We start from the raw sequence: 22754 nt of genomic DNA on the forward strand, positions 1-22754 counted from the left end.
CAGTTTTGTGAAGGTGAAAGTGCACCGAATACAAGGGATTCGGACAACGAAAAAGGCTCACACGACAAAGAGCCGGCAGAGGCGTCCTCCCCTGCCGGCATGCAGCTGATCCATCATTCCGTCGGAACATCCGCCATCAAGGCGCGATACAGCAGTACCGCCGCCTCGGCGCGGGTGGTCAGCTTTTTGTCCGGCCCAGCTTCAACAAGGGAGCGCCTGAACCGCACCATGAGAAAGGGATCAATCGAGTGTTTCCCTTCCCTGCCCTCTCCGCGCCGTTCGCTATAATGGACGCAGGACCACGAGGATACGCCGAACCAAAGGAGGGAGGGCCCTATGGCGCCCAAACGGAAGTTGTCCGGCGAAGCGCGGCGCAGCGCCATCGTCGCGCTCTTAAAAACGGCCAGCGGCCCCGTGACGGGAGCCGAACTGGCCGAGAAAACGGGGGTCAGCCGGCAGGTGATCGTGCAGGACATCGCCCTCTTGAAAGCGCGCAACGCGCCAATCGTCGCCACGCCGCAGGGCTACCTGTGGCTGGAGGCGCCGAATCCGCCCCTCGTCACCCGCGTCGTCGCCTGCCGCCACACGCCGGACGAGACGGAACGGGAGCTGCTTCTCCTCGTCGACCACGGCGTGAAGGTCGTCGACGTGATCGTCGAACACCCGATCTACGGCGAGCTGCGCGGCACGCTGATGATCCAGTCCCGTGAAGACGTTCGGCGGTTCATCGAGAAGATGCGCGCGGAAAGGGCCACCCTGCTCTCCTCGCTCACCGGCGGCCTGCACTTGCACACCCTGCAAGCCCCGGATCCCTCACGCCTCGACCGCGCCTGCCAAGCGCTGAAAGAGGCGGGCATCCTCGTCGACGCCCTCGCCGGGGACGACATCCCCCTCGGCCGCCTGTAAGGGCCGGCTACGCATTCCCTTCCCGCGCGGGCCGTTTGCACAGCTTTCCTGCATATACCGTCAATAGCCGATGCAACCCGGAACCGATCCATCAGAACGTTCCGCGCGGCAAGAGGAGGTCCGTCATGCCCCCCTTTCTTCTCTACGCCCACCGCGGCGCATCGCGTCACGCCCCGGAAAACACCCTCGCCGCCTTTCGCCGGGCCATCGCCGACGGCGCCAACGGCCTGGAGCTGGATGTGCAGCTTTCGAAAGACGGCGTGCCGATTGTGCTGCACGACGAATGGCTGGGGCGCACCGTGAGCGGCCGGGGATGGGTGCGCGACCACACGTGGGACGAACTGGCGCGCCTCGACGCCGGTGCGTGGTTTTCCCCGGCCTATTCCGGCGAGCCGATCCCGACCCTCGAGGACGTGTGCCGGCTCGTCGCCGACACGGATCTGGTTCTCAACGTTGAGCTGAAGACGCAGCTCGTTCCCCAGCCGGGCATCGAGGAGCGCGTCACCGCCCTCCTGCGCCGGTATGCCCTGCTCCCCCGCACGGTGATCTCCTCCTTCTCCATCGCCACCCTGCAAACCGTCCGCCGCATCGCTCCCGACGCGACCATCGCCGTCTTGTATTGGGGCGAATTGCACCGCCCGTGGCGGCTCGCCGCCGCCCTTGGCGCCCCGTACCTGCACCCGCCGGAAGCCGCCGTCACGCCCCGTTACGTGAAGGAGGCGCACCGGTGTGGCCTGCGCGTCGTCCCGTACACGGTGAACAACCCTGCCGTCGCCAAACGGCTTGTCGCGTGGGGCGTCGACGGCCTGATCACCGATGATCCGGGGCGAATTCGGCGCGCCATCGGCCCTCTGCGAAAGGCAAACGCCGCGGCAACACGCCGCGCCCGCAACCGTCTTCTCCGGAAACGTCGCCGGAAATCCGACAATCGGCCCCCAACCGAAACGCCCCCGGCCACATCCTAGCCGGAGGCGTTTTTCGTTGCCAGAGATCGCGATGCACGGCGAAGCCTGCTGCGTGCCGTCACACGCGGAATGCGTCCACCGTTTGCCGCAGCGTCTGGGCCAATTCGCGGAGCGAAGTCGCCGAGCCGGCCATCTCCTCCATCGACGCCAGCTGCTCTTCCGTGGCCGCGGCCGCCTGCTCGGCGCTCCCCGACGCTTCCTTCGCCAGCCGTGCCACCTCTTCCACCGACGCGGTGACCTCCTCGGAACCCGCCGACAGCTCTTCGGAGACGGACGCCACCTCCTGCACCTGTCCGTTCACCGTGTGCATGGCGGACGCGATGCGGGCAAAGGCTTCCCCCGCCTGGCGAACCGCCTCCTTCCCCGCTGCCACCTCCTGAACCGTGGCCTCCATGGCGGCCGTCGCTTGTCGCGTTTCCTCCTGAATGCCGCGGATCAAGGCAACGATTTCCTGAGCCGACCCCTTGGCCTGCTCCGCCAGCTTGCGCACTTCGTCGGCCACCACGCTGAACCCGCGGCCGTGTTCGCCGGCGCGCGCCGCCTCGATGGCCGCGTTAAGGGCGAGAAGGTTGGTCTGCTCGGCGATTTCGGTGATGACGGCGGTAATCGTTTCGATTTCTTGCGACCGGTCGGCCAGCGCGCGCACGTCGTTCGCCGTCCGGGTGACGGTTTGGGCAATGGTTTCCATCTGCCCAATGGCCTGCTGCACCAACCGGCTTCCCTCCTCGGCCGTCTGGGTCCCCGCGGCAGCCGACTGCTCCACCGTGGCCATGGCCTCGGCGATGCGCTGGATGCCCGCGGCCATCTCCTCCATCGCCCGCGCGCTCTCCTCCGTCACCCGCACCTGCGATTCGGCGCCGCTGGCCACCGTCTGCACGGACTGGGCAATCTCCTGCGCCGCCTGCGCCGTCTGCTCGGCGCCGGCCGACAAGGCATCGGCCGAGGCGGCCAGTTGGCGGGCGGCTCCCTGAACGTTGTGAATCATCCCCCTCAGCTGATCCACCATCTCGTTGACGGCCTGGGCCAGGCGCCCCAGCTCATCGCGGGAACGAACGGGGAGCGGTTCGAGACGCAAGTCGCCTTGGGCCACGCGCTGGGCCACCGCGGCGATTTGCTCCAGCGGACGCGTCAGGTACCGCGTGAACAAAACCGCGACGGTCAGGCCCACAGCCGAAGCCAGAACAAACACGACCGTCTGTATGGTGGCGGTGGTTGTGGCATTCGCCTGCGTGCGGGCAGAAACGGCGGCAAACTGATCGTTCTCGGCCTTTACCAGCCGGTCGATCTCGGCAATCAGCGCGCGGCGAACCGCAGTCATCTCCTTTTCCAGCCGTTTGACCTCGGCGGCATCGCCGCGCTGCACCGCGGGCAACAGCCGCTCCTCAAGCAATTGCCGGAACGCGGCGTACTGGGCCAACACCTGCTGGAAGGCCACCTGCTGCTCCGGCTGCAGCCGCTTTTGCACCTGCATGGCCTGCGCGGCAAAGGCCTCCTGCTGCGCGCGGTACTCCTCTAGCGTCTGCGGGTTCGGATCGAGCAGGTACTCCAGCACGCGGAGGGACAGCGAACGCAACTGGGCCTTCAGCTCCATCATCTGCGTCATCGTCTGGCCTTCCGCTTCCATGCGGACGACATCCTGGGCCACGGACCGCAACATCCCCCACGCCACCGCGTTGCCCGCGGCAAACAAGAAAAGGATCAAGAAGAAAATGCTTAATAATTTCCTTTTTACTGACATATTCTTTATCTTCTGCACCCTCTCACGCTCCTTTTAGCGCCATCCTTTGCATCCTCCTTCCACGAAGATGATAGCGAATTTTTCCGTGTTGGAAAGAGCGAAACCCGCCTCATGTTGCGGAACCCAAAACAAAACAGGTCTTTGGACCGAGATCGCTTGGGTCCAAAGACCTGCGTACGCCGGCAAACCGCTGCGAAGAGGCGTTCAGAAGCCCTCGGGTTACGGCACCACGCGAATGCGTCCCGGTTGCTCGGCCACCGCCTCGCCGACGAGGGCCGCCTCGACGCCGCCCTTGCGCAGCGCCTCCAGGGCCGCGTCCGCCTCGGCAGCCGGCAGGGCCACGAGGAGTCCGCCCGAGGTGACGGCGTCGCACAGCACCAGGCGCGTCGCCTCGTCCACGCCGTCGGCGAAGTCGACCTTGTCGGCTAGCCACTGGGCGTTGGCCCGCGATCCGCCCGGCACGATGCCCTCGGCGGCCAGCTCCCGCGCCCCGGGCAAGATCGGGACGCGTTCGGCCTCGATGCGCAGCCCCACCCCACTGCCGGCGGCCATCTCGTAGGCGTGGCCCAGCAGGCCAAAACCGGTCACGTCGGTGCAGGCGTGCACGGAGAAGGATGCCAGCACCTCGGCGGCCGCCTTGTTCAGCGTGGCCATCACCTCGGTGACACGGCGCGTCCCTTCCTCGTCCAGCCGGTCGCGCTTGATCGCCGTGGTGAGAACGCCGACGCCGATGGGTTTGGTGAGGATCAGCTTGTCGCCCGGACAGGCGCCGCAGTTTCGCCACACCTTGTCGGGATGAACGACGCCGGTGACGGCCAGGCCGAATTTCGGCTCCTGGTCGTCGATGGAGTGTCCGCCGACCAGCGTCGCCCCGGCTTCGCGCACCTTTTCGGCGGCGCCGCGCAGGATATCGGCCAGGATGGCCGGATCGAGCTTTTTGATGGGAAAGCCGACAATGTTCAGGGCCGTCAAGGGTTTGCCGCCCATGGCGTAGACGTCGCTGAGGGCGTTGGCCGCGGCGATGGCCCCGAACCAATAGGGGTCATCGACAATCGGCGTGAAGTAATCCACTGTCTGCACCAAGGCCATGTCGTCGGTCAGCCGAAAGACGCCGGCATCGTCCGACGTCTCGAAACCCACAAGCAGCCGGGGATCGCCTTCCGATCGGGGCAAGTGGCGCAGCACGTGCGCCAGGTCCTGGGGACCGATCTTGCACCCTCACCCCGCCTTGGTCGACAGCGCCGTCAGCTTGATCCGCTCGCGCTCCGTCATCGCGCGCACCTCCCGTATCGTCGTCTGCGGTCACACGCCGACCGCGTCGAGGGGATAGATTTCGGCCAGCACGTCGTCGGTCACGCCCTCCGGCGGCCCGTCGTAGACGATCATGCCGCGGGCGAGGCCCACGATGCGCGTGGCATACGCCTTGGCCAAAGCCACGTCGTGAAGGTTGAGGATCATCGTGATGCCCGCCGTCTCGTTCAGCTCCTTGAGGAAATCGAGAATCGCGCGGGCCGTCACCGGATCGAGGCTGGAGACCGGCTCGTCGCCGAGGATCATCTTCGGCTTCTGCATCAGGACGCGGGCAATGGCCACGCGCTGCTGCTGGCCGCCGGAAAGCTCTTCCACGCGGCGGTGGGCCAGGTGGGCGATCCCGACGCGCTCGAGGGCGGCCATTGCCTCCTCGATCAGCTTCGGTGGAAACACGCCGAGCAGGCTGCGCCACAGCGCCAGGGTGCACATGCGGCCGACGATGACGTTGGTCAGCACGTCGAGGCGCGGGATAAGGTTAAAGTTTTGGAAGATCATCCCGATCCCGCACCGCACGCGCAGGAGCTCGCGCGGATGAAGGCCGGTGATGGGCTGGCCGTTCCACGTGATCGTGCCTGCCGTCGGCTCCACCAGGCGGTTGATGCAGCGGATCAGCGTCGATTTTCCCGCCCCGCTGCGACCGAGAACGGCCACGAACTCCCCGGGGGCCACCGTGAGGTCGATGCCCTTGAGGGCCGGCTCCGCCGCGCCGGGGTAGCGCTTTACCAAGCCGCGGATCTCGAGCATGATCAGATCACCCGCTTTCGCACGACGCCGCCCAGGGCGTCGACGGCCATCACGAGGACGATGATGGCCAAGATGTCCACCGCCATGCGCGAATACTGGAAGAGCTTGAAGTGGATGAGCAGCTGCTCGCCGATGCCGCCCGCGCCGATGAGGCCCAAAAAGAGCGACGCGCGAATGGCCACCTCGAACCGGTAGAAATACTGGGACAGGACGTTCGGCCAGATCTGCGGCACGATGCCGTAAAGGTAGACGAGCAGGCGGCGCGCCCCCGTGGAGGCCACGGCTTCGGGCGGGCCGGGATCGGCCGCCTCGATCAGCTCCGAGATCAGCTTGCCCAGCACGCCGACGTTGTGCAGGAAGATCGTCAGCACCCCGGGAAACGGTCCCAGCCCCACCATCGGCACAAGCAAGAGGGCAATGACGATCTCCGGAACAGCCCGCAGCACGTTGAGCGCACCGCGCACCAGAGCGTACCCCCCGCGCGACGGCGCCGTGTTGCGCGCAGCCAGAAAGGCGGCCGGAAAGGCCATCACCAGGGCGGTCAGCGTGCCGAGAAAGGCCATCTGCAGCGTCACAAGGGCCGCGGCGAAGGTCCGCCCGGCGTCGGTCCAATCGAGGGGGAAGAATTGGCGCAGCAGATCAACCGAATTGAACAGGTTCCGGAATTGGGCCGGGTTGACCTCCGTTCCCCGCGCCGCCCAGAGCGCCGCGGCAGCCAACAGCAGGAAAAACCCGAAGCGCTTCGCCATGCGGCGCCGCATGTGCACACCCTCCCGGCATCGCCCGCTCCGCGCTTACAGCCGCCCCGCTTCTTTGGCCGCCTTGCGGACCGCCTCGTAGTCCTTGTCGCTGCACGTCGTAAAGCCGCTGGCGCCAAAGGCGTTGAGGATTTCCGGATCCTTGATGCCGACGAAGGCGTCCTGCAGCTTTTTGATCATCTCCGGCGACGTGCCCTTCTTCACCGCCCACGGGTACTGGAAGAGAGGTTCCGATTGCCAGATCACCTTGAACGCGTCGGCGTCAATCTTTCCTTCCTTTTTCAGCACGTTGAAGATCGCGCTGTCGATGGCCCCGACGTCGGCTTGCTTGTTCTGCACGGCCAGTGCCGTGGCGTCGTGGTTCCCCGTGTAGACGACCGACTTGAATTGATGGTTGTTCTGGTCGACGAACACGCCCTTCTTCTTCAGCACCAAGCCCGGAATGAGGGAGCCCGACGTCGAATTGACGTCGCCGAAGGCCAGGCGGATCTCCTTGGAATGCTTCACCACATCGTCGAGGGAGTTCCACGGGCTGTCCTTGTGCGCAATCAGGTACGAATAGTAGTACGGCTTGCCGTCAACGAGCTGGGTGATGATCGCTTCCGCCCCGCTCTTTTCGTGGGCGATGACATAGGTCAGCGGACCGAAGAAGGCCATGTCGATGTGACCGTAGCTCATCGCCTCGACGACGCCGTTGTAGTCGGAGTACACCTTGATCTCGACGTCGCGGCCCAGCTTCTGCTCCAGAATCTGGGCCAGCTTGTTCATCGCCTTCTGCATGTCGCCCTGGTTCTGCGAGGGAATCACGCCGATGTGGAAGGGCTTTTCCTGTTCCCCTCCGCCTTGCCCTTGCTCCGGCGCCTGCCCCGGGTTGCAGGCGGCCAACGCCGCCATAAGGAGCAGCGCCAAGGTAAGGAACGACAAGCGCGAAATCCACCGTTTTCGCATCGCCATCCGCCTCCTTGTCCATACGGGATCGCCATACCTTGCCAAGACGATATAACCTTTATTGTACCGCAAACGCATACCTCAGCAACCGCTCCAGACCGCTTGGTATATGGCGAGCAGACGCCGCGCCTCCGCTTCGGCGGAAAAACGCGCCGCGACGTCGCGCCGACCGGCATCCGCCAGCCTCCGGCGCAGCGCGCCATCCCGAACCAGCCGCGCCGCCTTGGCGGCAAAATCGTCCTCGTCGAGATCGGTGTACAAGAGCCCGTTCTCCTCCTGCCGCACGATCGTCCGGTTCCCCGCCACATTGGACGCCAACACGGGCACACCGAAATGGAGCGCCTCGATCAGCGCCGCCGGCTGTCCCTCGGCGCGCGACGTGTTGAGCACGACGTCGGCCTGCGCATAGAGAGCGGGCATACACACGTGCGGCACCTCGCCCACATACGTCACCCATTCCCGCTCCTCCTGCGCGGCGCGCCGCACGCGCTCCCCTTCGGCGGGATCCAGCACCGGACCGGCGATGACGAGGTATACATCCAGTCCCCGCTCGCGCAGTCGCTTGAGCCCGCGTACCGCAAACCGCACGTTTTTGATGGGCCGGATGCCGGCGGGAAGCAGAAAGGTAAACCCCCGCTTCGGCGGGACATACCGCGCACAGTCTTCCGGCGGCGCGCTCGGGAACGGCGACAAGCCCTGCGGCACCACGTACAGCCGGCTCGGATCACCCGACCACTGCGTCAGGAGCATCTCCCGCGCCTCGTCACTGAACAAGACGACGGCGGCGGCGTGTTGGAGGGTCCAGAACACGTCGTATCGGCCGCTTTCGTCAAACAGGTCCACGTTGACATCGGTCCCCGTCATCGTCACCACCAGGGGCGACGGAGGCGCAAGATGGCCCTTTTCGCGTTGCCAGAAGCGGGCAAAGCGCGAGGCATGGAAGACGTGGGTCACGTCAGCCGGGACAAAGATTCCATCCCCTTCCGCATAGGCCACCGTTTCCACCTCGAGGCCCAGCCGACGCAGCGCCTCGGCAATGCGCCGCACCGTAATCGTATTGCCGCGGTTGGCCGTCAAAAACGGGCTGGCCAGAAGGACGCGTGGCAGGCGAGGCGCCTTCTTCGTTTGCTGTCTCATCACCGAAACTCCTTTTCTTCCGATGTCTTTGCTCTCCTTCCTTTCTCGAACGTACCACATCAGCCCATCGCGCACCAACAATCGTTTCTCAAACAATCGGGTCGGTTTTGGATAAAATAATAGGAATGGGACAGAACCGCGCAAGAAGGTGACAACCATGGACATTTCTCTTCACGACGTCCGCCAGCGTCCCGATGCGGTGTACATCGATGTCCGCTCGCCCGGCGAATTTGCCGAGGGGCACATCCCCGGTGCGCACAACGTGCCACTTTTGGACAACGACGAGCGGGCGCAGGTGGGAACCGTCTACAAGCATCAAGGGCCCAGCGCGGCAAAACGGTTGGGCCTCGCGCTCGTCGCGCCCAAATTGCCGGAGCTTATCGACCGCATCCGCACCCTCACCGGCGAAGGGACGCCCGTCATCTATTGCTGGCGCGGCGGCCTGCGCAGCAAATTCGTGACGATGATGGCCCAGTTCATGGACATTCCCGCCCTGCGCCTGATCGGGGGGTACAAAGCGTACCGCCGCCACGTCCTCGCCTTCCATGAGTCGCCAACCTGGAACGGCCGTTTCATCGTCCTCCACGGGAACACGGGGGTCGGCAAAACCGCTATCCTCCAACGCCTCGCCGCCGATGGCTATCCGGTGTTGGACTTGGAGGCCCTCGCTTCCCATCGGGGGTCGGTGTTTGGCCATATCGGCCTCGGGAGCCAACCGTCACAACCGCTCTTTGAAGCCTCTCTTTTTGAAACGGTCGATCGGCTGAGGGACAAGCCGTCCCTTTTCCTTGAGGCCGAAAGCCGACGGATCGGATCGTTGCTCGTGCCGAAATGGATCATGGAACGTAAGGAAACGGGCATCCACGTCTGGCTCACGGCCGAACTCGAAACGCGGGTGCAACGCATCGTGGCGGAATACACGCCCCTTGATCCGGAGACGGTTCGCGTGCAGTGGCGCGAAGCGCTCGCGTCGATTGAAAAGCGCCTCGAACGCACCGTCCGCGCCGCCATCCAGGACGCCCTTGACCGTTACGACTTCGCCACCGCGGCCCGCCTGCTCCTCGTGCACTGGTACGACCCGCGCTACCGCCACGCCCGCGAGCGGTATGTCGAGCAGTTTGAGGCCACCATCGACGCCGAGGACCTCGACGCGGCGGTGGACGCGCTGAAGCGGCTCTACGACCGCCTAGCCGCGACAGAACCGGTGGCGGCCGGAACCGGGGCCGCGGATCCACGCGCGTCCGAATGAGGAACATCGGCCGATTGGGCATCCCCCGCCTATGCGTACGGCGGGGTTCGTTTTTTTAAGGAAAAAGAAAAAGCCGGACAGCTTCCCGGCTTTGTTGCCTATGTATGGTGCGGGAGAGAGGACTTGAACCTCCACGGCCTCAACGGCCACTAGATCCTGAGTCTAGCGCGTCTGCCAATTCCGCCACTCCCGCACGACCTGTGTTGGCTGGTTCGCTTGACACAATGAAAAACTACCACACATGACAAGCCGTTGTCAAGGGGTATCGGCCACCGTGTCCATTTACGTGGAAGACCAGGAAAAGGCGCTCGCCTTCTGGACCGAAACGATGGGCTTTGCCGTGTACCGCAACGAACCGATGGGACCCAAAGGCAACTGGATCGAGGTCGGCCCGCCCGGGGTGGAAACGCGCCTGGTGCTGACCCTGACGGCAACGTCTCTGTCCTCAAGGGCTGACGCCGTCCCTGAAGACACAAAGGGAGGGCGCTCCGGTGCGCCCTCCCTTTTCCTTTTTTTTCACGGGCCAACATTTTCCCGATTCGGCCGACCCGAACCCGGCCACACTACTCACGCACTCCCGGTTTTGGGGAGCGCGCCCGCGCTTGGGCGTTGCCGCCGCCGTGCGGCCCCTGCACGTTTCACCTTGGACGGCTTGATCACAAGGGGGAATGGCCCGTGGACCTCTTGTTTCTGCTTCTCTTCCTCTACGCCCTGTTCCCGGTCTTGCACCAGCGGCAAATTCAGGCTGCGCGATTGCGCCAGCTGCGCAAGGTGGAAACCGCGCGGGGATCGCGCGTCATCACGCTCATCCACCGCCAGGAGTCCCTGTCGTTTCTCGGCATTCCCTTCCGCAACTTCATCACCGTGGAAGACTCCGAACAGGTGCTGCGCGCCATCCGCTTCACGCCCGACACCATGCCCATCGACCTCGTGCTGCACACGCCGGGCGGCCTGGTCCTCGCCGCGGAGCAGATCGCCCGCGCCCTGCTGCGCCATCCGGCCAAGGTGACCGTTTTCATCCCCCACTACGCCATGTCCGGGGGCACAATGATCGCCCTCGCCGCCGACGAAATTGTCATGGACGAAAACGCCGTCCTCGGACCCGTCGACCCGCAGCTCGGCCAGTATCCGGCCGCGTCAATCCTGCGCGCCGTCGAAGCCAAGCCGCTCCATGAGGTGGATGACGAGACGTTGATCCTCTCCGACATTGCCCGCAAAGCCGTCTCCCAGGTGGAATCCCTGGTGTACGAGCTGCTCCGGCCCAAAATGGCGGACGAAAAGGCCCGCGCCCTGGCCCGGGCGCTGACCGAAGGACGATGGACGCACGACTTTCCGATCACGTGCGACATGCTGCGCCAGATGGGGCTCAACGTGTCAACGGAGATGCCGCGCGCCATCTACGAATTGATGGAGCTCTACCCGCAGCCGCCGCAGCGCCGGCCTACGGTGCAGTACGTCCCCGTTCCATACCGGCGCCAGCCGGCGACGCGCGACGAGCGGTAGGACACAATCCGTGTCCCGTGCCCGATGGTGAGGTGAAAACGCCAATCGCCGCGCCACACCCGCTGGCGCGAGGCCATTCGCCTTACGTGCGCGGCAACAGCGGAGCAAGATACTGATCGAGCAGCTGACGGTTGAGCTCCCCGATGTGGACGGCCCGCACCGTTCCACGCGCATCGATAAACACCGTCGTAGGGAACGATTTTACCTCATACATTTTCGACGTAATTTGCTGGTCCTGATCCAAAACCACGGGAAACGTGATGCCATAGCGGCTGAGAAACCCGCGCACCGTGGCGCGGCTCTCGCCGAAGTTCACCCCGACCACCACCACACCCTTCTCACGATACGCTTCGTACGCCGCTTGCAAGGCCGGCATCTCCCGCCGGCAGGGCGGGCACCACGTGGCCCAAAAGTTGAGCACAACGGCTTGTCCGCGCAGATCGGAAAGGGTAAGCGGTTTGCCGTCCACCGTCTGCAAGGTAAAATCGGGCGCCGCCTTCCCTTTCTCCATCACCTGAGGGTCCTCGCCAAAGGCCCTGTAAAACGTGACGATGACCGCCAGGGCGAGCACGCCCAGCACCAAGGGGCGAAGCATCCGATTCATCCGCGTTCCCTCCCTTGCATCCGTCCGTGTCCTTCCGCTGTGCATTTTCCTTCTTCTCTTTCATAATACCCCATTCCACCGCCCTCGACGTTGTCGCGAAATCGAGACAAATCGGTGAACAGGCAATGCGCCTGCGATTAGGCTCTTCGTCCCATTGAACCTCTTTTTCCAAATTCTTTATAATGAAGTGGAGGTTTTAGAAAAACGCCAAACATTTTCATGGAGATCCCTACGAAGAATAGAAAAAAAGGAGGTTTTTTCATTGATGAAGCAGTGGTGGCGCACGCTGTCGCTCAAATGGAAGCTTTCCACATCCATTTCCCTCATTGTCTTGTTTACCGTTCTCCTCTACACCGCGTGCTTCGGCTTTTTGTTTTACCGGTTTTCCAACGACATCAACCGCTACCTTACCGACAGCCATCTCAAAATGCAAGCGATGAGCACGGTCACGAAAGACACGCTCATGAAAAACCTGAGCGCCATGAACACCCAAGTCAATCATGGGTTTTCCTTATTCTTTGAACAAATGGAATCTCTTATAAACCTGATCGCCCAATCGGAGCAGGCGGCGCGCCTGGTCAACCATGCGGCGCTGCCGTCTGGATCGGCGGAAGGAACGCCCTACGCCAGGCTCCCCCGGAAAAACAAGCCGTCGCTGAACCCGGTGCTCATCCCGTACCTCGAGCGGCTCACGAAAACCCATAAGGAAATTCAGTATGCGTACTTCGGCACGCCCGACGGCGCCATGTATCTCGGTCCGGTCCCGAACACCGACATGCGCACCTACAACCCGACCACCCGCCCGTGGTACCAGGCGGCCGTCAAACAGCCTGACAAGGTGGTCTGGACCGATCCCTACATCGACGCGATCACCGGAAAACCCATTGTGACCGTGGCCAAGGCCATCGTCCATAACGGCAAAGTGATCGGCGTCGCCGGGCTCGACATTTCCCTCGAACAGCTGACCACCCTCGTCAGCCAGATCAAAGTGGGGCAAACCGGCTATGCCTACCTCACCGACAGAAACGGCGTGGTGCTCGCCCATCCGAAAGACAAAACGCTGATCGGGCAAAACGTCAAAGAGAAATTTTCGTTCATGGCGTCGGTTTACGAGCGGGAGACGGGAACATTCGCCTACACGTACCAGAACGTGGAAAAGGTTGGCCATTTCGTCACCAACCCGCTCACCGGTTGGAAACTCGTTACCGTCGTCAACAAGAACGATCTTTTGCAACTGCAAGTGGCCCTTGACAATCTCAACAACGAGGGACGACGCCTTCTTGACACGCTCAAAACGAGCCAGCTGATCACCCTTCTGGCCATGCTGGGAGTCGGGCTCATCCTGTTTGCCGTCTGCGCGACAGGCGCTTACCTGTTTGCCCGCTCCATAAACCGGCGCGTTGAGCAGATCCGCCGCGCGATGAACCGCCTCGCGGAAGGCGACCTGACCCAGCGCATTGACGCCCAGCCGGGCGACGAGATCGACGAGTTGGCCTTGCGCTTCAACGAGATGGCCGATCAGCTGCAGGCCTTGATCGCCGCCTCGCGGAACCTGTCGCGGAGCATCGAAGAGGCGGCCACCGGCTTGGCCGCCGTGGCCGAGGAGACGACGGCTCAGGCGGCCGACATCGGCCGAACCATCGACGAGATTGCCGAAGCTGTGGCCAAACAGGCCGAAGAAACGGAACAGGGGGCCCAGGTCGTCAACGCGTTTGCCCATTCCATCGAGCGCGTCACGGAAAGCGCCAACAGCGTGCAACAAGCGGTGGCCGAGACCTCCCGCGCCGGCGAGCAGGGTGTGGCGGCCATGACCAATTTGGAGCAGTCGTCGGAGCAGAACGTGGCCGTGGCCGAACGCGTCACCGCCGACATCCAAGCCCTCAGCGAACAGATGGGCCGCATCACGTCGTTCACCACCACAATCAAGGAAATCGCCGAGCAAACCAACCTGCTGGCCCTCAACGCGGCCATCGAAGCGTCACGGGCCGGCGAGCACGGCGCCGGGTTTGCCGTTGTCGCCTCGGAGGTGCGCAAGCTGGCCGAACAGTCCTCTCAGGCGGCGCGGGAGATCGAGCAGGTGGTGCAGGCCATTCACAGCCAAGTGGACACGACGGTCAAGACGATCGGTCAGACGGCCGACATCGCCCGGCAGCAACACGGCATCGTCCAGCAAACGAAAGAGGCGTTCCAACGCATCCTGCAGGCCGTGGAACACATTCAGGAAAAGATGGAAGGCGTCGCCGCAGCGATGGCCGAGATGAACCGCGGGAAAGACACCTTTGTGCAGACCATCGCGAACATCTCCGCGGTCAGCCAGCAAACGGCGGCCGGCGCGCAAACGGTCAACTCGGCCACCCAAGAGCAGACGCGCGCCATCGAAGAGGTGGCCCAGGCGGCACAACGGCTCACGGAAATGGCCGAATCGCTCAATCGGGAAATCGCCAAGTTCAACTTGGACACCGCATGAGCGGTTCTCCAAACAGCCCCTTCATCCTGAAGGGGCGATTTTGTTTGCCGTACGGACAGGCGCCGCAAAAGAAGAAAACCCCCTTCGTGGGGGGCGAAAGCGCAAGCGCTCATCCCCCTATCAGGTGGCGCTTGCGCTCCCGTTCACGCTGGCGCAGCTCGACGCGGCGAATCTTTCCGGACGTCGTCTTGGGCAGTTCCGTGACAAACTCGATCTCGCGGGGATACTTGTAGGGTGCCGTCAGCTTTTTGACATGCTCCTGCAGTTCGACAACCAATTCCTCCGAGGCATCGTTCGGGTTTTTCAAGACGACGAACGCTTTGACGATGCTGCCGCGCACCTCGTCCGGGCTGGCCACGACGGCGCACTCCTTCACCGCCGGGTGCTTCACCAAGGCGTCCTCCACCTCGAAGGGGCCGATGGTGTACCCGGCGCTGATGATGATGTCGTCGGCGCGGCCCTCAAACCAGAGGTAGCCGTCCTCGTCCATCCGCGCCTGGTCGCCGGTGACGTACCAGTCGCCGCGGAAGGCCTTAGCCGTCCGCTTGGGGTCGTTGTAATACCCCTTGAACAGGGCGGGCGCGCTGCGGTGCACGGCGATGTCCCCGACCACCCCCGGCGGCACCGGATTGCCGTCCTCGTCGATGATGGCCACTTGGGCGGCCGGCGTCGGCTTCCCCATCGAGCCGGGCCGCACCTCCATGCCCAACATCGTGGCCACGAGAAGCGTGTTCTCCGTCTGGCCGTACCCGTCGCGCACGACGATGCCGAAATGACGCCGGAACGTGTCGATCACTTCGCGGTTGAGCGGCTCGCCGGCGCTCACCGCGCTGCGCAGGTGCAGGCGGAACCGCTCCAGGTTGTCCACCTTGGCCATGAGGCGGTACTCGGTGGGCGTGCAGCACAACACGTTGATGCGGTACTTTTCAAGAAGGTGCAAATATTTTTCCGGCTCGAACCGACCATGGTAGGCAAAACCGGCCGCGCCCGAAGCGAGTGTGGAGACAAATGGGCTCCACAGCCATTTGGCCCATCCGGGGCTGGCCGTGGCCCACACGATGTCGGTCTCGCGGATGTCGAGCCACAACTTCGCCGCAACGGCGCGGTGGGCATAGGCCCATCCGTGGGTATGCATGACGCCCTTCGGGTTCCCCGTCGTGCCCGAGGTGTACAGCAGGAACGCCAGATCCTCGCGATGCGTCTTCTCCATCTCAAAGTCCACGGGTTGGCCGGCCACCACGTCTTCGTAGGGCACCCACCCCTCCGCTTTGCCGCCGACCACGACAAAGTGCTGGAGGGTTGCCGCCTCGCCGCGGATGGCCTCGACTTCGGGCACAAGGGAGGTGTAGGCGATGATGCCCTTGGCTCCGGCGTGGTTGACGCGGTACAGAATGTCTTTGGCCCGCAAGAGCTCCGACCCGGGCATGAGCACAGCGCCCAGCTTCAAGCAGGCCAGATACGTGATGTAGCTTTCCGGTATGCGCGGGAGAAGGATGACGACCTTGTCCCCTTTTTGCAGCCCGAGGGCACGCAGCCCGTTGGCCAGGCGGTTCGACTCCTCCTTCAACTGCCAGTACGGGATGATGCGCGTCTCGCCCTCGGCGTTTTCCCAATACAGCGCGATCTTGGTGCGGTCTTCGGCAAAGCGGTCGATATCCTGTGCGACGTTGTACCACTCTGGCGCAAGCAGGTCCACTTGTGGCGTCACGTCGTTCCTCCTCCTTGTTGCATGATGGGTGAAAGCGTTGACAGGTTGTCTATTCGCGACTGCGCGCTCGATTTCCTGCTTTACTAATAAAAATTTTTTCACTTTTTGATCCGAATAAAAAAGTCTTGTGTTTGTTAACCTTTCCGACAAAAAGGCAGCGGCCGAAGCCGCTGCCGGAAGGGTCCAGCCTTATGAGGTTATTGTTGCGGGAAACGGCCAGCCAGTTGCTGTTCCGCCAGCGCCACCAGCCGCTTCGTGATTTCCCCACCCACCGAACCGTTCTGACGGGAGGTGGAATCCGGGCCAAGCTGGACGCCGAACTCCTGCGCGATTTCGTACTTCAGCTGGTCCAGCGCTTGGTTCGCTTGAGGCACCACCAGGCGGTTCCGACCACCGCGATTTTGATCAGCCATTTTGGTCACCTCCTTGTGTGGTGGTACCCTTATCATGCGAAGCCGTTGTCCCAAAAATGCAATGAAAATGGTGGCGTCGTTAGGAGAGAACGGTAAAAGCTTTGGGGTAACCGGTGAACACCTCGGCGCCCCGCTCAGTCACCCGGCACATGTCCTCGATGCGCACGCCACCCCACCCCGGCACGTACACGCCCGGCTCAACGGTGATGACCATGCCCGGCTCGAGCGGCACATCGTTTCCGCCGTCGACGGATGGCGGCTCGTGCACGGCCAGCCCCACGCCGTGTCCCAGGCGGTGGGTGAAGTAGGGGCCGTATCCGGCGTCGGCCAACGACTGCCGGGCCACGCGGTCCAATTCGGCACAGGTGATGCCGGGTCGGATCGCCTCGAGGGCCGCGTTTTGGGACGCCAGCACCGCTTCGTACACGCGGCGCATCCGCTCATCGGCCGAACCGACGGCAAACGTGCGCGTGATGTCGGAATGGTAGCCGTTTATCCGAATGCCAAAGTCGATGAGCAACAAGCTTCCCGGCTCGATGGTATTGGGCCCTGGAACCCCGTGAGGCAGCGCCGAACGCGGTCCGGAAAGGACAAGCGGGGAAAACGCCATGCCGTCCGCCCCGGCGCGACGGGCTTGAAGCTCCAGTTCCGCCACCAAGTCCAGTTCCGTCATCCCTACCCGGAAATGCTGCAGCGCCGCCTCCAGGACGCGATCCGCCACCAGCGCCGCCTTGCGCAACGTCTCGACTTCCTGCGCATCTTTGATCATGCGCAGGCGGCGAACCTGTGGTGCCACGTCCACCCAGCGGCTCACGCCCAGCCATTCGCCCAGCCGTTCGGCCCAGTCCAAGGTGAGGGCGTGCTTTTCGACCCCCAGCGGCCCCCTCGCCGTGCCGACGGCCTCGCGCACCGCATTTTCGGGCCCCTCGGCGTCGGTATACGTCCGCACCGAAAGGCCCGTCGCCTCGGCCGCTTCCCGCTCCAGAGCGGGGACGACGAGCACCGGCTCCCGATCCCGAAAGAGAAAGAGCCCCACAAAGCGTTCATAGGGCTGGCACCAAAACCCTGTAAAATACCCCACCGTTGCCGGGTCGGTCACCAGCACCCGATCGGGTACGTGCGCGCGATCAAGTTGCCAAAATCGTTTCACGCGATCCATGCCCTTCCCTCCCTTGGCGTATGCTCTTTCTTTCCACGCCGGGGAAGGAAAGTCCTGCCCTTGCCCTTACGAGGAAGGGTGCTCCGCAACATGCGGCACGGGCAGGTGCTGGAGCGCAATGCGCGCCGCGTCCCGGGACGAGTGCGGATTGCCCAACTGACGGGCTCTGTCGCGCAGCGCGTAAAGCCGCTGGGGATCGGCAACCAGCGTCTTGACCGTCTCCACCGCCTCTTCGACAGTTTCGCAAGCCAGCGCGGCCCCGTGCTCGACGAGGAACAGGCGGTTGCGCGTCTCCTGCCCGGGGAACGATTCCAACAACACCAGGGGCAGGCCAAGGGCAAGGGCTTCCGACGTCGTCAAACCGCCTGGCTTGGTGATCATCACATCGGACGCGGCCATCAACTCGTGCATGTTGTCGACGTAGGGAAAGACCGCCAGGCGATGGCGATAGCGGCGAATTCGCAGCGTCAATTCGTCGTACAGCGCGCGGTTGTACCCGGTGACGACCAGGACCTGCAACGGCTCGTCGATGCGCTCGGCCAGCAGGTCGAGCAGCGCGTGGAACGGGCCAATGCCCAGTCCCCCGCCCGCCAGCAGCAGCGTGAAGGGCTCCTCGGCCAGCCCCAAGGCCCGCCGCAACTGGACGCGATCGGCCAGGTCGGCCACTTCGCAAAACCGCGGGTCGATCGGGATACCGGTGGGAAAAATGCGTTCGGCCGGAATGCCAAAATCGCGCACCAGCTTGTCGCGCTGGGCAGCCCCGCTGACCAGATAAAAGTCGACGTCCTCGTGAACCCAGAACCCGTTGACGTCAAAGTCGGTGATCACCGCGCCAATCCGGCATTCGAGCCCCAGCAGCCGCCGCAGGTGCACCACGGCCCCGATGGCAAAGGCGTGGGTGCAGACGACCAAATTCGGCCGCTCCTGTTCGAGCAGCGGTTTGAGCCGTGCCGCCACCACACGCCCCAGCCGCTCCTTCATCAGCGTGCTCAAGGGACGCTCCATCTCGTAGGCCCATCCCCACAAGCGCGGAGCCGACTGCAGGGTCTGCCGGTACACCACGCGCGTCAGGTTTTCGAGGCGGGGGCTGACATAGGATAAGGCGTTGACCACGCGAACTCGGGCCGTCGGCATCAGCTCCTGGATGGCCGCAGCCAGCGAACGGGCAGCCCGACTGTGCCCTTCCCCCGCGATGGCTTCGGAAAGAATGAGAATGCGTACCGCATCGGTCATCGCCTACCCAAACCCCTTTGCACGTCAAAGGTATCGCCGCAAGAGCTCGTCTGTCGACATGTACACCCGACGTATGATGAGATAATTTTTCTTCTCTGCCAAACGCTTGTATCCCTCCGGATGCATCAGCCAGAGCAAGCCTTTCAGGTAATAATTTTTATACCGGAAATAGAGCGTCGGCGGTACATCGCACACGTCAAATCCCAAGCTTTCGGCGCCGCGGTACAGGAAGGTGGTTCCCATCAGCCCCTTGATCTCGCAACGTCGTGGATGGCTGGCCACGTAACGGGCCAGTCCGGGCAGGGAGCGGCGGATTTCCCGCAACACCCGAATCCCCAGTTGAGACCCCGGCGGCGCCTTCCGCAGCGTTTCGGCCACCAAGAGGTTGTGAAGATGCAGCTTCAAAATCCAGTCGCCCGGTTGAATGCGCACGCCATCCCGCGTGGTCAGCGGATCCCCATGATATTTCAGCAAGACAACGCGAAAGAGATTCTCCCCTTTTTCCACGTACTGGAGACGGGTACATCGCTGGTAAACGGCATCCCACCACCGCCAGGCGGCCAGCAGTCCACCGTTCATCCCCGTCAACCCTTTCTTCGGTTCATCATTCCCATCTCCTAGTCTTTCCGCTGCGCGCCAGGCTCATGCCCCGTCTTCACCAATTTGGGCGCGTGCGCAGGCGACGGGCCAGCCAGAACACGAGCGCCGCTGCCAAAAAGGGAGCCACCTGGTGCCCCAGATGGCGATACGTCCCCATCCACCGCGCCACCCATGCATCGTGAACGATCATGTCCACCGCGGTATACGCCAGCACGGCCGCGCCCAGCGCGACCAACAACGGTCGGCGGTGCATCCACCGCGCCACAACGGTGCTGCCCCACATGAGCAGGGGAATGCTCAAGCCCAGCCCAAACAGGATCAGCCAAACCTCTCCGTGCGCCGCCCCGGCAATCGCCAGCACGTTGTCCAAGCTCATCACAAAATCGGCCACAATGATCGTTTTGACCGCCGCACCCAATGACCGCCCGCCATCCAAACGGGGCTCGGGTTCGTCCTCTTGTTCCAGGGCAAGCGTTTTCGCGAGATACAGCAGCATCACGCCGCCAAAAGCAGAAAGCAGGGGAATGCGCAGCAAATAGGCGGCCACCACCGTCAAGGCCACGCGCAACGCCACCGCCCCAACACACCCCCACAACACGGCCAGCCGGCGCTTGTCGGGAGGCAAATGACGGCAGGCCATGCCGATCACGACGGCGTTGTCGCCGCTCAGCACGATGTCGAGCAGCAGGATGTTCACGAGCGCCAGGCCTTCGCCCATCTCCACACGGTTCCCTCCCGACGCCATCGTCCCACAAAGGCCAGACCCATTGCTTGAGACCCGCTCCCGCACGGCCCTGTCCCTAACACTCCTATTCGCCTGCCCGCCGGGCCATGCGTCGTCAAACCCAGCGGGGCCATGCACGCAAAACGAAAGCGCCTCTCCCGAATCCACGGGAAAGGCGCTTGGGCGCAAACGTTATTGCGCTTTGTTCACGACGGCGCGGAGCGTTTTCTCCAGCTCTTCGCGCAACGCCTTGCCTTTGGCTTCGTCCCTGGCTTTTGCCGCTTCCAGGTACTGCTGCGCCGTCTCGCGCAGCGACGTGTAGCCTTGCTCGCCGAGGAGCCGTTTCAGATCGCCCTCCAGGAGGTCGATGAACAGCGCGCCTTCCAGCGCGGTGATGACGCCCTTGTCTTGTCCCCAGTTCTCCGCGCTCTCCTCGTACTCGTGCAGGGCCACCTTCGCGAACCCGCGAATGAAGGCCTTGTTCACCGCCTGCGGGTCCAGCTTGGACACATCGGACGACAGATCAAACTGCTGCTGGATAAAATCGGCTTCCTCCTTGGCGTACTTGGCCAGGTACGGGTAGAGGCTCTGGTAGAAGGCCCACCCTTCCGCCTGTTCGACCTTGGCCTTTTTGGGGTCCTCTTTGGCTTCTTTGGCCGCTTTGCCTGCGTAGCCATGCTCCAGCGCGCCGGCAGCCAGGTAGAACGTCTTCATCAGCGTCTTGTCCACCACTTGCTTGGCCAACTCGAAGGCCAGCTTGTCGCCGCTGTCCACCGCCTTCTCCAGGTCGGCGAAGGCGCCGTCGATCGTCGCGGCCATCTGCGTGCCGTAGGCGGCATCGCGCTTTTCGACGGTTCCCTTGAGCAGCGCGTAATAGGCTTTGGCTTCCGCCACCTCTTCCTTGCCGTGCGCCTTATCGCCCCACTTCTCGAGGGTTTCCTGGAATTCCTTCTTAATGGTAAGGTAAAAGACCTTTTGCATCAGTTTGTCAAACACCTGGCGCACGACAAGCGGATCCATTTGCCCGTTTTTCCCGGCCTCCAGAGCTGCGCTCAGCTGTTGGTCAAGGGTTTCCTTGAACTCGGCGTCGCGCGTTTGCACCAGGCCCTGCAAGCTTTCCTTGTAGATCGTTGCGACCCGCTCGAAGTCGACAGGTTGCCCCTCCTTAGCTTTGTCCAGTTCCTTGAGGGCCATCTTGAAAGCATCGGCCACCGCCGTTTCACCCTGTGGCGTTGTCTCCGCGGCCCCTTGCTGGGTTTCCTGCCCGGTTTCCCCTTTGGGTTGCTCGGCCGGTGCCGTCGTGTTGGCCGACTGCCCGCACCCGGCCAGCAGCAGGCTCAGGGCGAGCACGATCGTCCCCCATTTTCCGGATGTCATGGCAACCTCCTCCCCTTCGCTTTTCGATGTGGATGGAGCCGGCAATTTGTAAGTGAAAATCATTATCGCCGATCAGATTCTACACCAGACGAGAATGAGTGTCAATTCCATTCCTTCGCCTTCCCTGACCACGGCTGCGGTTTTGTGATAAAATGCTGTTCAAACATTTCAGAAAGGAGTGGAGGGAAACCGTGATCGTCTTCGGAACCGTTCTCCACTGTCCCATTTGCCAGCAAGCGCTCAACGTCGTTTCGCAGGATGCCGATGCCCACTACCTCCTGTATGGGTGCCGCAACCGCCATTACGCGGAGGAAACCGCCACGCGCTTTGACCACGTCTTTCGCTACGACGGGGAGGGGCTGCCGAGCAACGTCCCCCAGTACATGCCCTAAAGAGAAAACGCGCTCGCCGTACATCAGGCGAGCGCGTTTTCGTGTGCGCCGTTACGCTTCGGCCACCACCGGATTGGTCAGCGTGCCGATGCCGTCGATCGTCACCGCCACAACATCGCCCGGCTTGATGGGGCCCACGCCCGGCGGCGTTCCGGTCAAGATGACGTCACCCGGCAGGAGCGTCATCACCGCCGTCACCGCCTCCACGAGCTGATAGACGTTGAACACCATCTGGGACGTGTTCCCTTCCTGGCGCACCTCGCCGTTCACCGTGAGGCGGATGCCCAAATTCATGGGGTCAAGTTGGGATGCGGGCACAATTCCCGGTCCCAACGGGCAGAAGGTGTCGAAGGATTTGCCCCGCGTCCACTGCCCGTCGGCAAACTGCAGGTCGCGGGCCGTCACGTCGACGGCGCAGGTGTAGCCAAGGATGTAGTCCTTCGCTTCGGCTGCCTTCACGTGGCGGGCCCGTTTCTTGATCACCACGGCCAGCTCCGCCTCGTAATGCACATTCTGGCTCAGCCGTGGGTAGACGATCGGCTCGTTCGGCCCGATGACCGCGGTGGAGGGCTTGAGAAACATCAGCGGCTCCTTGGGCAGCTCCCGCCCCATCTCCTTGGCGTGGTCGACGTAGTTGACCCCAATGCACACCACCTTGCTCGGCTCGCACGGGGCCAGAAGGCGAACCTCCGACACGGGCAGCTCCTTGCCCGGGATATACGGCCGCCCCCCTCGGCATAGCAGACGTCGCCGACAACCATGCGCACCTTGTCGTCTACCAGCCAGCCGTACCGCACCTTGCCATTGTGCTCGTAGCG

General features: G+C 63.3%; 21 protein-coding genes, 1 tRNA gene and 1 pseudogene. 7 read left to right on the top strand and 16 right to left on the bottom strand.

All coding sequences use genetic code 11. The features are described from left to right. Positions 1-336 precede the first annotated feature (336 nt). Positions 337-906, top strand: a complete 570-nt coding sequence (locus tag IEX61_RS06720; RefSeq protein WP_054672387.1) for a transcription repressor NadR — start codon at positions 337-339, stop codon at positions 904-906. A gap of 125 nt (positions 907-1031) precedes the next feature. Further along, the gene (locus tag IEX61_RS06725) at positions 1032-1871 is read left to right on the top strand and encodes a glycerophosphodiester phosphodiesterase (protein ID WP_054672385.1); all 840 of its coding nucleotides are present in this window, start codon (positions 1032-1034) and stop codon (positions 1869-1871) included. Between the two features lie 58 nt (positions 1872-1929). Here IEX61_RS06725 and IEX61_RS06730 read toward each other — a convergent pair whose 3' ends face one another. From IEX61_RS06730 to IEX61_RS06755, 6 genes are all read right to left on the bottom strand, one after another. Next, on the bottom strand, positions 1930-3573 hold the full coding sequence (locus IEX61_RS06730) for a methyl-accepting chemotaxis protein (RefSeq protein ID WP_054672382.1): 1644 nt from the start codon (positions 3571-3573) through the stop codon (positions 1930-1932). A 255-nt stretch (positions 3574-3828) separates the two neighbouring features. Beyond that, positions 3829-4881, bottom strand: coding sequence for a selenide, water dikinase SelD (selD, locus tag IEX61_RS06735; RefSeq protein WP_188817266.1), 1053 nt, complete (start codon positions 4879-4881; stop codon positions 3829-3831). A gap of 30 nt (positions 4882-4911) precedes the next feature. Then, entirely contained in the window at positions 4912-5664 is a 753-nt protein-coding gene (gene phnC / locus IEX61_RS06740) for a phosphonate ABC transporter ATP-binding protein (RefSeq protein WP_054672542.1), read from the bottom strand. Positions 5665-5666: 2 nt separating this feature from the next. After that, entirely contained in the window at positions 5667-6425 is a 759-nt protein-coding gene (gene phnE / locus IEX61_RS06745; RefSeq protein WP_229725755.1) for a phosphonate ABC transporter, permease protein PhnE, read from the bottom strand. A 33-nt stretch (positions 6426-6458) separates the two neighbouring features. Next, positions 6459-7376, bottom strand: coding sequence for a phosphate/phosphite/phosphonate ABC transporter substrate-binding protein (gene phnD, locus IEX61_RS06750; RefSeq protein WP_054672540.1), 918 nt, complete (start codon positions 7374-7376; stop codon positions 6459-6461). A 75-nt stretch (positions 7377-7451) separates the two neighbouring features. Next, the gene (locus IEX61_RS06755; protein ID WP_188817268.1) at positions 7452-8507 is read right to left on the bottom strand and encodes a glycosyltransferase; all 1056 of its coding nucleotides are present in this window, start codon (positions 8505-8507) and stop codon (positions 7452-7454) included. Between the two features lie 157 nt (positions 8508-8664). Here IEX61_RS06755 and mnmH point away from each other — a divergent pair, with 157 nt between their 5' ends. After that, on the top strand, positions 8665-9756 hold the full coding sequence (mnmH, locus tag IEX61_RS06760; RefSeq protein ID WP_054669043.1) for a tRNA 2-selenouridine(34) synthase MnmH: 1092 nt from the start codon (positions 8665-8667) through the stop codon (positions 9754-9756). A gap of 105 nt (positions 9757-9861) precedes the next feature. On the opposite strand, the gene IEX61_RS06765 is transcribed toward mnmH, so the two are convergent. Further along, positions 9862-9949 (bottom strand) — tRNA-Leu (locus tag IEX61_RS06765). A gap of 48 nt (positions 9950-9997) precedes the next feature. On the opposite strand from IEX61_RS06765, the pseudogene IEX61_RS12450 reads away from it, so the two are divergent. Together IEX61_RS12450 and IEX61_RS06770 are read left to right on the top strand one after the other, a co-directional pair. Beyond that, positions 9998-10204 (top strand): annotated as a pseudogene (locus tag IEX61_RS12450) (VOC family protein); the annotation flags it as partial. Positions 10205-10431: 227 nt separating this feature from the next. Continuing rightward, positions 10432-11259, top strand: a complete 828-nt coding sequence (locus tag IEX61_RS06770) for an SDH family Clp fold serine proteinase (protein WP_188817270.1) — start codon at positions 10432-10434, stop codon at positions 11257-11259. Between the two features lie 82 nt (positions 11260-11341). On the opposite strand, the gene resA is transcribed toward IEX61_RS06770, so the two are convergent. Beyond that, positions 11342-11863: a thiol-disulfide oxidoreductase ResA gene (gene resA, locus IEX61_RS06775; protein WP_054669041.1), complete on the bottom strand. Its 522-nt coding sequence runs from the start codon at positions 11861-11863 to the stop codon at positions 11342-11344. A gap of 265 nt (positions 11864-12128) precedes the next feature. Here resA and IEX61_RS06780 point away from each other — a divergent pair, with 265 nt between their 5' ends. Further along, positions 12129-14330: a methyl-accepting chemotaxis protein gene (locus tag IEX61_RS06780; RefSeq protein ID WP_188817272.1), complete on the top strand. Its 2202-nt coding sequence runs from the start codon at positions 12129-12131 to the stop codon at positions 14328-14330. A 109-nt stretch (positions 14331-14439) separates the two neighbouring features. Here the strand turns inward: IEX61_RS06780 and mbcS are convergent, their stop codons facing one another. The 7 genes from mbcS to IEX61_RS06815 all read right to left on the bottom strand — a co-directional run bounded on the left by mbcS (position 14440) and on the right by IEX61_RS06815 (position 21544). After that, positions 14440-16038: an acyl-CoA synthetase MbcS gene (gene mbcS / locus IEX61_RS06785; RefSeq protein WP_229725756.1), complete on the bottom strand. Its 1599-nt coding sequence runs from the start codon at positions 16036-16038 to the stop codon at positions 14440-14442. A 197-nt stretch (positions 16039-16235) separates the two neighbouring features. Beyond that, complete coding sequence (locus IEX61_RS06790; protein ID WP_054669035.1) at positions 16236-16451, bottom strand: alpha/beta-type small acid-soluble spore protein; 216 nt, start codon at positions 16449-16451, stop codon at positions 16236-16238. 79 nt (positions 16452-16530) lie between these two features. Beyond that, entirely contained in the window at positions 16531-17610 is a 1080-nt protein-coding gene (locus tag IEX61_RS06795; RefSeq protein ID WP_188817274.1) for a M24 family metallopeptidase, read from the bottom strand. Between the two features lie 66 nt (positions 17611-17676). After that, entirely contained in the window at positions 17677-18843 is a 1167-nt protein-coding gene (locus IEX61_RS06800) for an MGDG synthase family glycosyltransferase (protein ID WP_054669031.1), read from the bottom strand. 24 nt (positions 18844-18867) lie between these two features. Then, positions 18868-19422 (bottom strand): YkoP family protein, encoded by a 555-nt coding sequence (locus IEX61_RS06805; protein WP_188817276.1) that lies wholly within the window; start codon positions 19420-19422, stop codon positions 18868-18870. 76 nt (positions 19423-19498) lie between these two features. After that, the gene (locus IEX61_RS06810; protein ID WP_054669027.1) at positions 19499-20161 is read right to left on the bottom strand and encodes a TerC family protein; all 663 of its coding nucleotides are present in this window, start codon (positions 20159-20161) and stop codon (positions 19499-19501) included. Positions 20162-20359: 198 nt separating this feature from the next. After that, entirely contained in the window at positions 20360-21544 is a 1185-nt protein-coding gene (locus IEX61_RS06815) for a hypothetical protein (protein ID WP_054669025.1), read from the bottom strand. 191 nt (positions 21545-21735) lie between these two features. Between IEX61_RS06815 and IEX61_RS06820 the strand changes: the two genes are divergently transcribed. Continuing rightward, positions 21736-21936: a hypothetical protein gene (locus IEX61_RS06820; protein WP_054669023.1), complete on the top strand. Its 201-nt coding sequence runs from the start codon at positions 21736-21738 to the stop codon at positions 21934-21936. A gap of 51 nt (positions 21937-21987) precedes the next feature. On the opposite strand, the gene IEX61_RS06825 is transcribed toward IEX61_RS06820, so the two are convergent. Next, a complete protein-coding gene (locus tag IEX61_RS06825) occupies positions 21988-22632 on the bottom strand; it encodes a fumarylacetoacetate hydrolase family protein (RefSeq protein WP_229725757.1) in 645 nt (214 codons plus the stop codon). Positions 22633-22754 lie beyond the last annotated feature (122 nt).

The organism is Calditerricola satsumensis, assembly GCF_014646935.1.
Lineage (GTDB): Bacteria > Bacillota > Bacilli > Calditerricolales > Calditerricolaceae > Calditerricola > Calditerricola satsumensis.

Bases quoted from the DNA above. Each gene is read 5' to 3' on its own strand.
- phnE (WP_229725755.1), bottom strand. From the start codon at position 6,425: ATGCGGCGCCGCATGGCGAAGCGCTTCGGGTTTTTCCTGCTGTTGGCT.
- IEX61_RS06780 (WP_188817272.1), top strand. From the start codon at position 12,129: ATGAAGCAGTGGTGGCGCACGCTGTCGCTCAAATGGAAGCTTTCCACA.
- IEX61_RS06755 (WP_188817268.1), bottom strand. From the start codon at position 8,507: ATGAGACAGCAAACGAAGAAGGCGCCTCGCCTGCCACGCGTCCTTCTG.
- IEX61_RS06810 (WP_054669027.1), bottom strand. From the start codon at position 20,161: ATGGGCGAAGGCCTGGCGCTCGTGAACATCCTGCTGCTCGACATCGTG.
- IEX61_RS06720 (WP_054672387.1), top strand. From the start codon at position 337: ATGGCGCCCAAACGGAAGTTGTCCGGCGAAGCGCGGCGCAGCGCCATC.
- IEX61_RS06795 (WP_188817274.1), bottom strand. From the start codon at position 17,610: ATGGATCGCGTGAAACGATTTTGGCAACTTGATCGCGCGCACGTACCC.
- resA (WP_054669041.1), bottom strand. From the start codon at position 11,863: ATGAATCGGATGCTTCGCCCCTTGGTGCTGGGCGTGCTCGCCCTGGCG.
- IEX61_RS06790 (WP_054669035.1), bottom strand. From the start codon at position 16,451: ATGGCTGATCAAAATCGCGGTGGTCGGAACCGCCTGGTGGTGCCTCAA.
- phnC (WP_054672542.1), bottom strand. From the start codon at position 5,664: ATGCTCGAGATCCGCGGCTTGGTAAAGCGCTACCCCGGCGCGGCGGAG.
- mnmH (WP_054669043.1), top strand. From the start codon at position 8,665: ATGGACATTTCTCTTCACGACGTCCGCCAGCGTCCCGATGCGGTGTAC.
- IEX61_RS06725 (WP_054672385.1), top strand. From the start codon at position 1,032: ATGCCCCCCTTTCTTCTCTACGCCCACCGCGGCGCATCGCGTCACGCC.
- phnD (WP_054672540.1), bottom strand. From the start codon at position 7,376: ATGGCGATGCGAAAACGGTGGATTTCGCGCTTGTCGTTCCTTACCTTG.
- IEX61_RS06805 (WP_188817276.1), bottom strand. From the start codon at position 19,422: ATGAACGGTGGACTGCTGGCCGCCTGGCGGTGGTGGGATGCCGTTTAC.
- IEX61_RS06815 (WP_054669025.1), bottom strand. From the start codon at position 21,544: ATGACATCCGGAAAATGGGGGACGATCGTGCTCGCCCTGAGCCTGCTG.
- IEX61_RS06800 (WP_054669031.1), bottom strand. From the start codon at position 18,843: ATGACCGATGCGGTACGCATTCTCATTCTTTCCGAAGCCATCGCGGGG.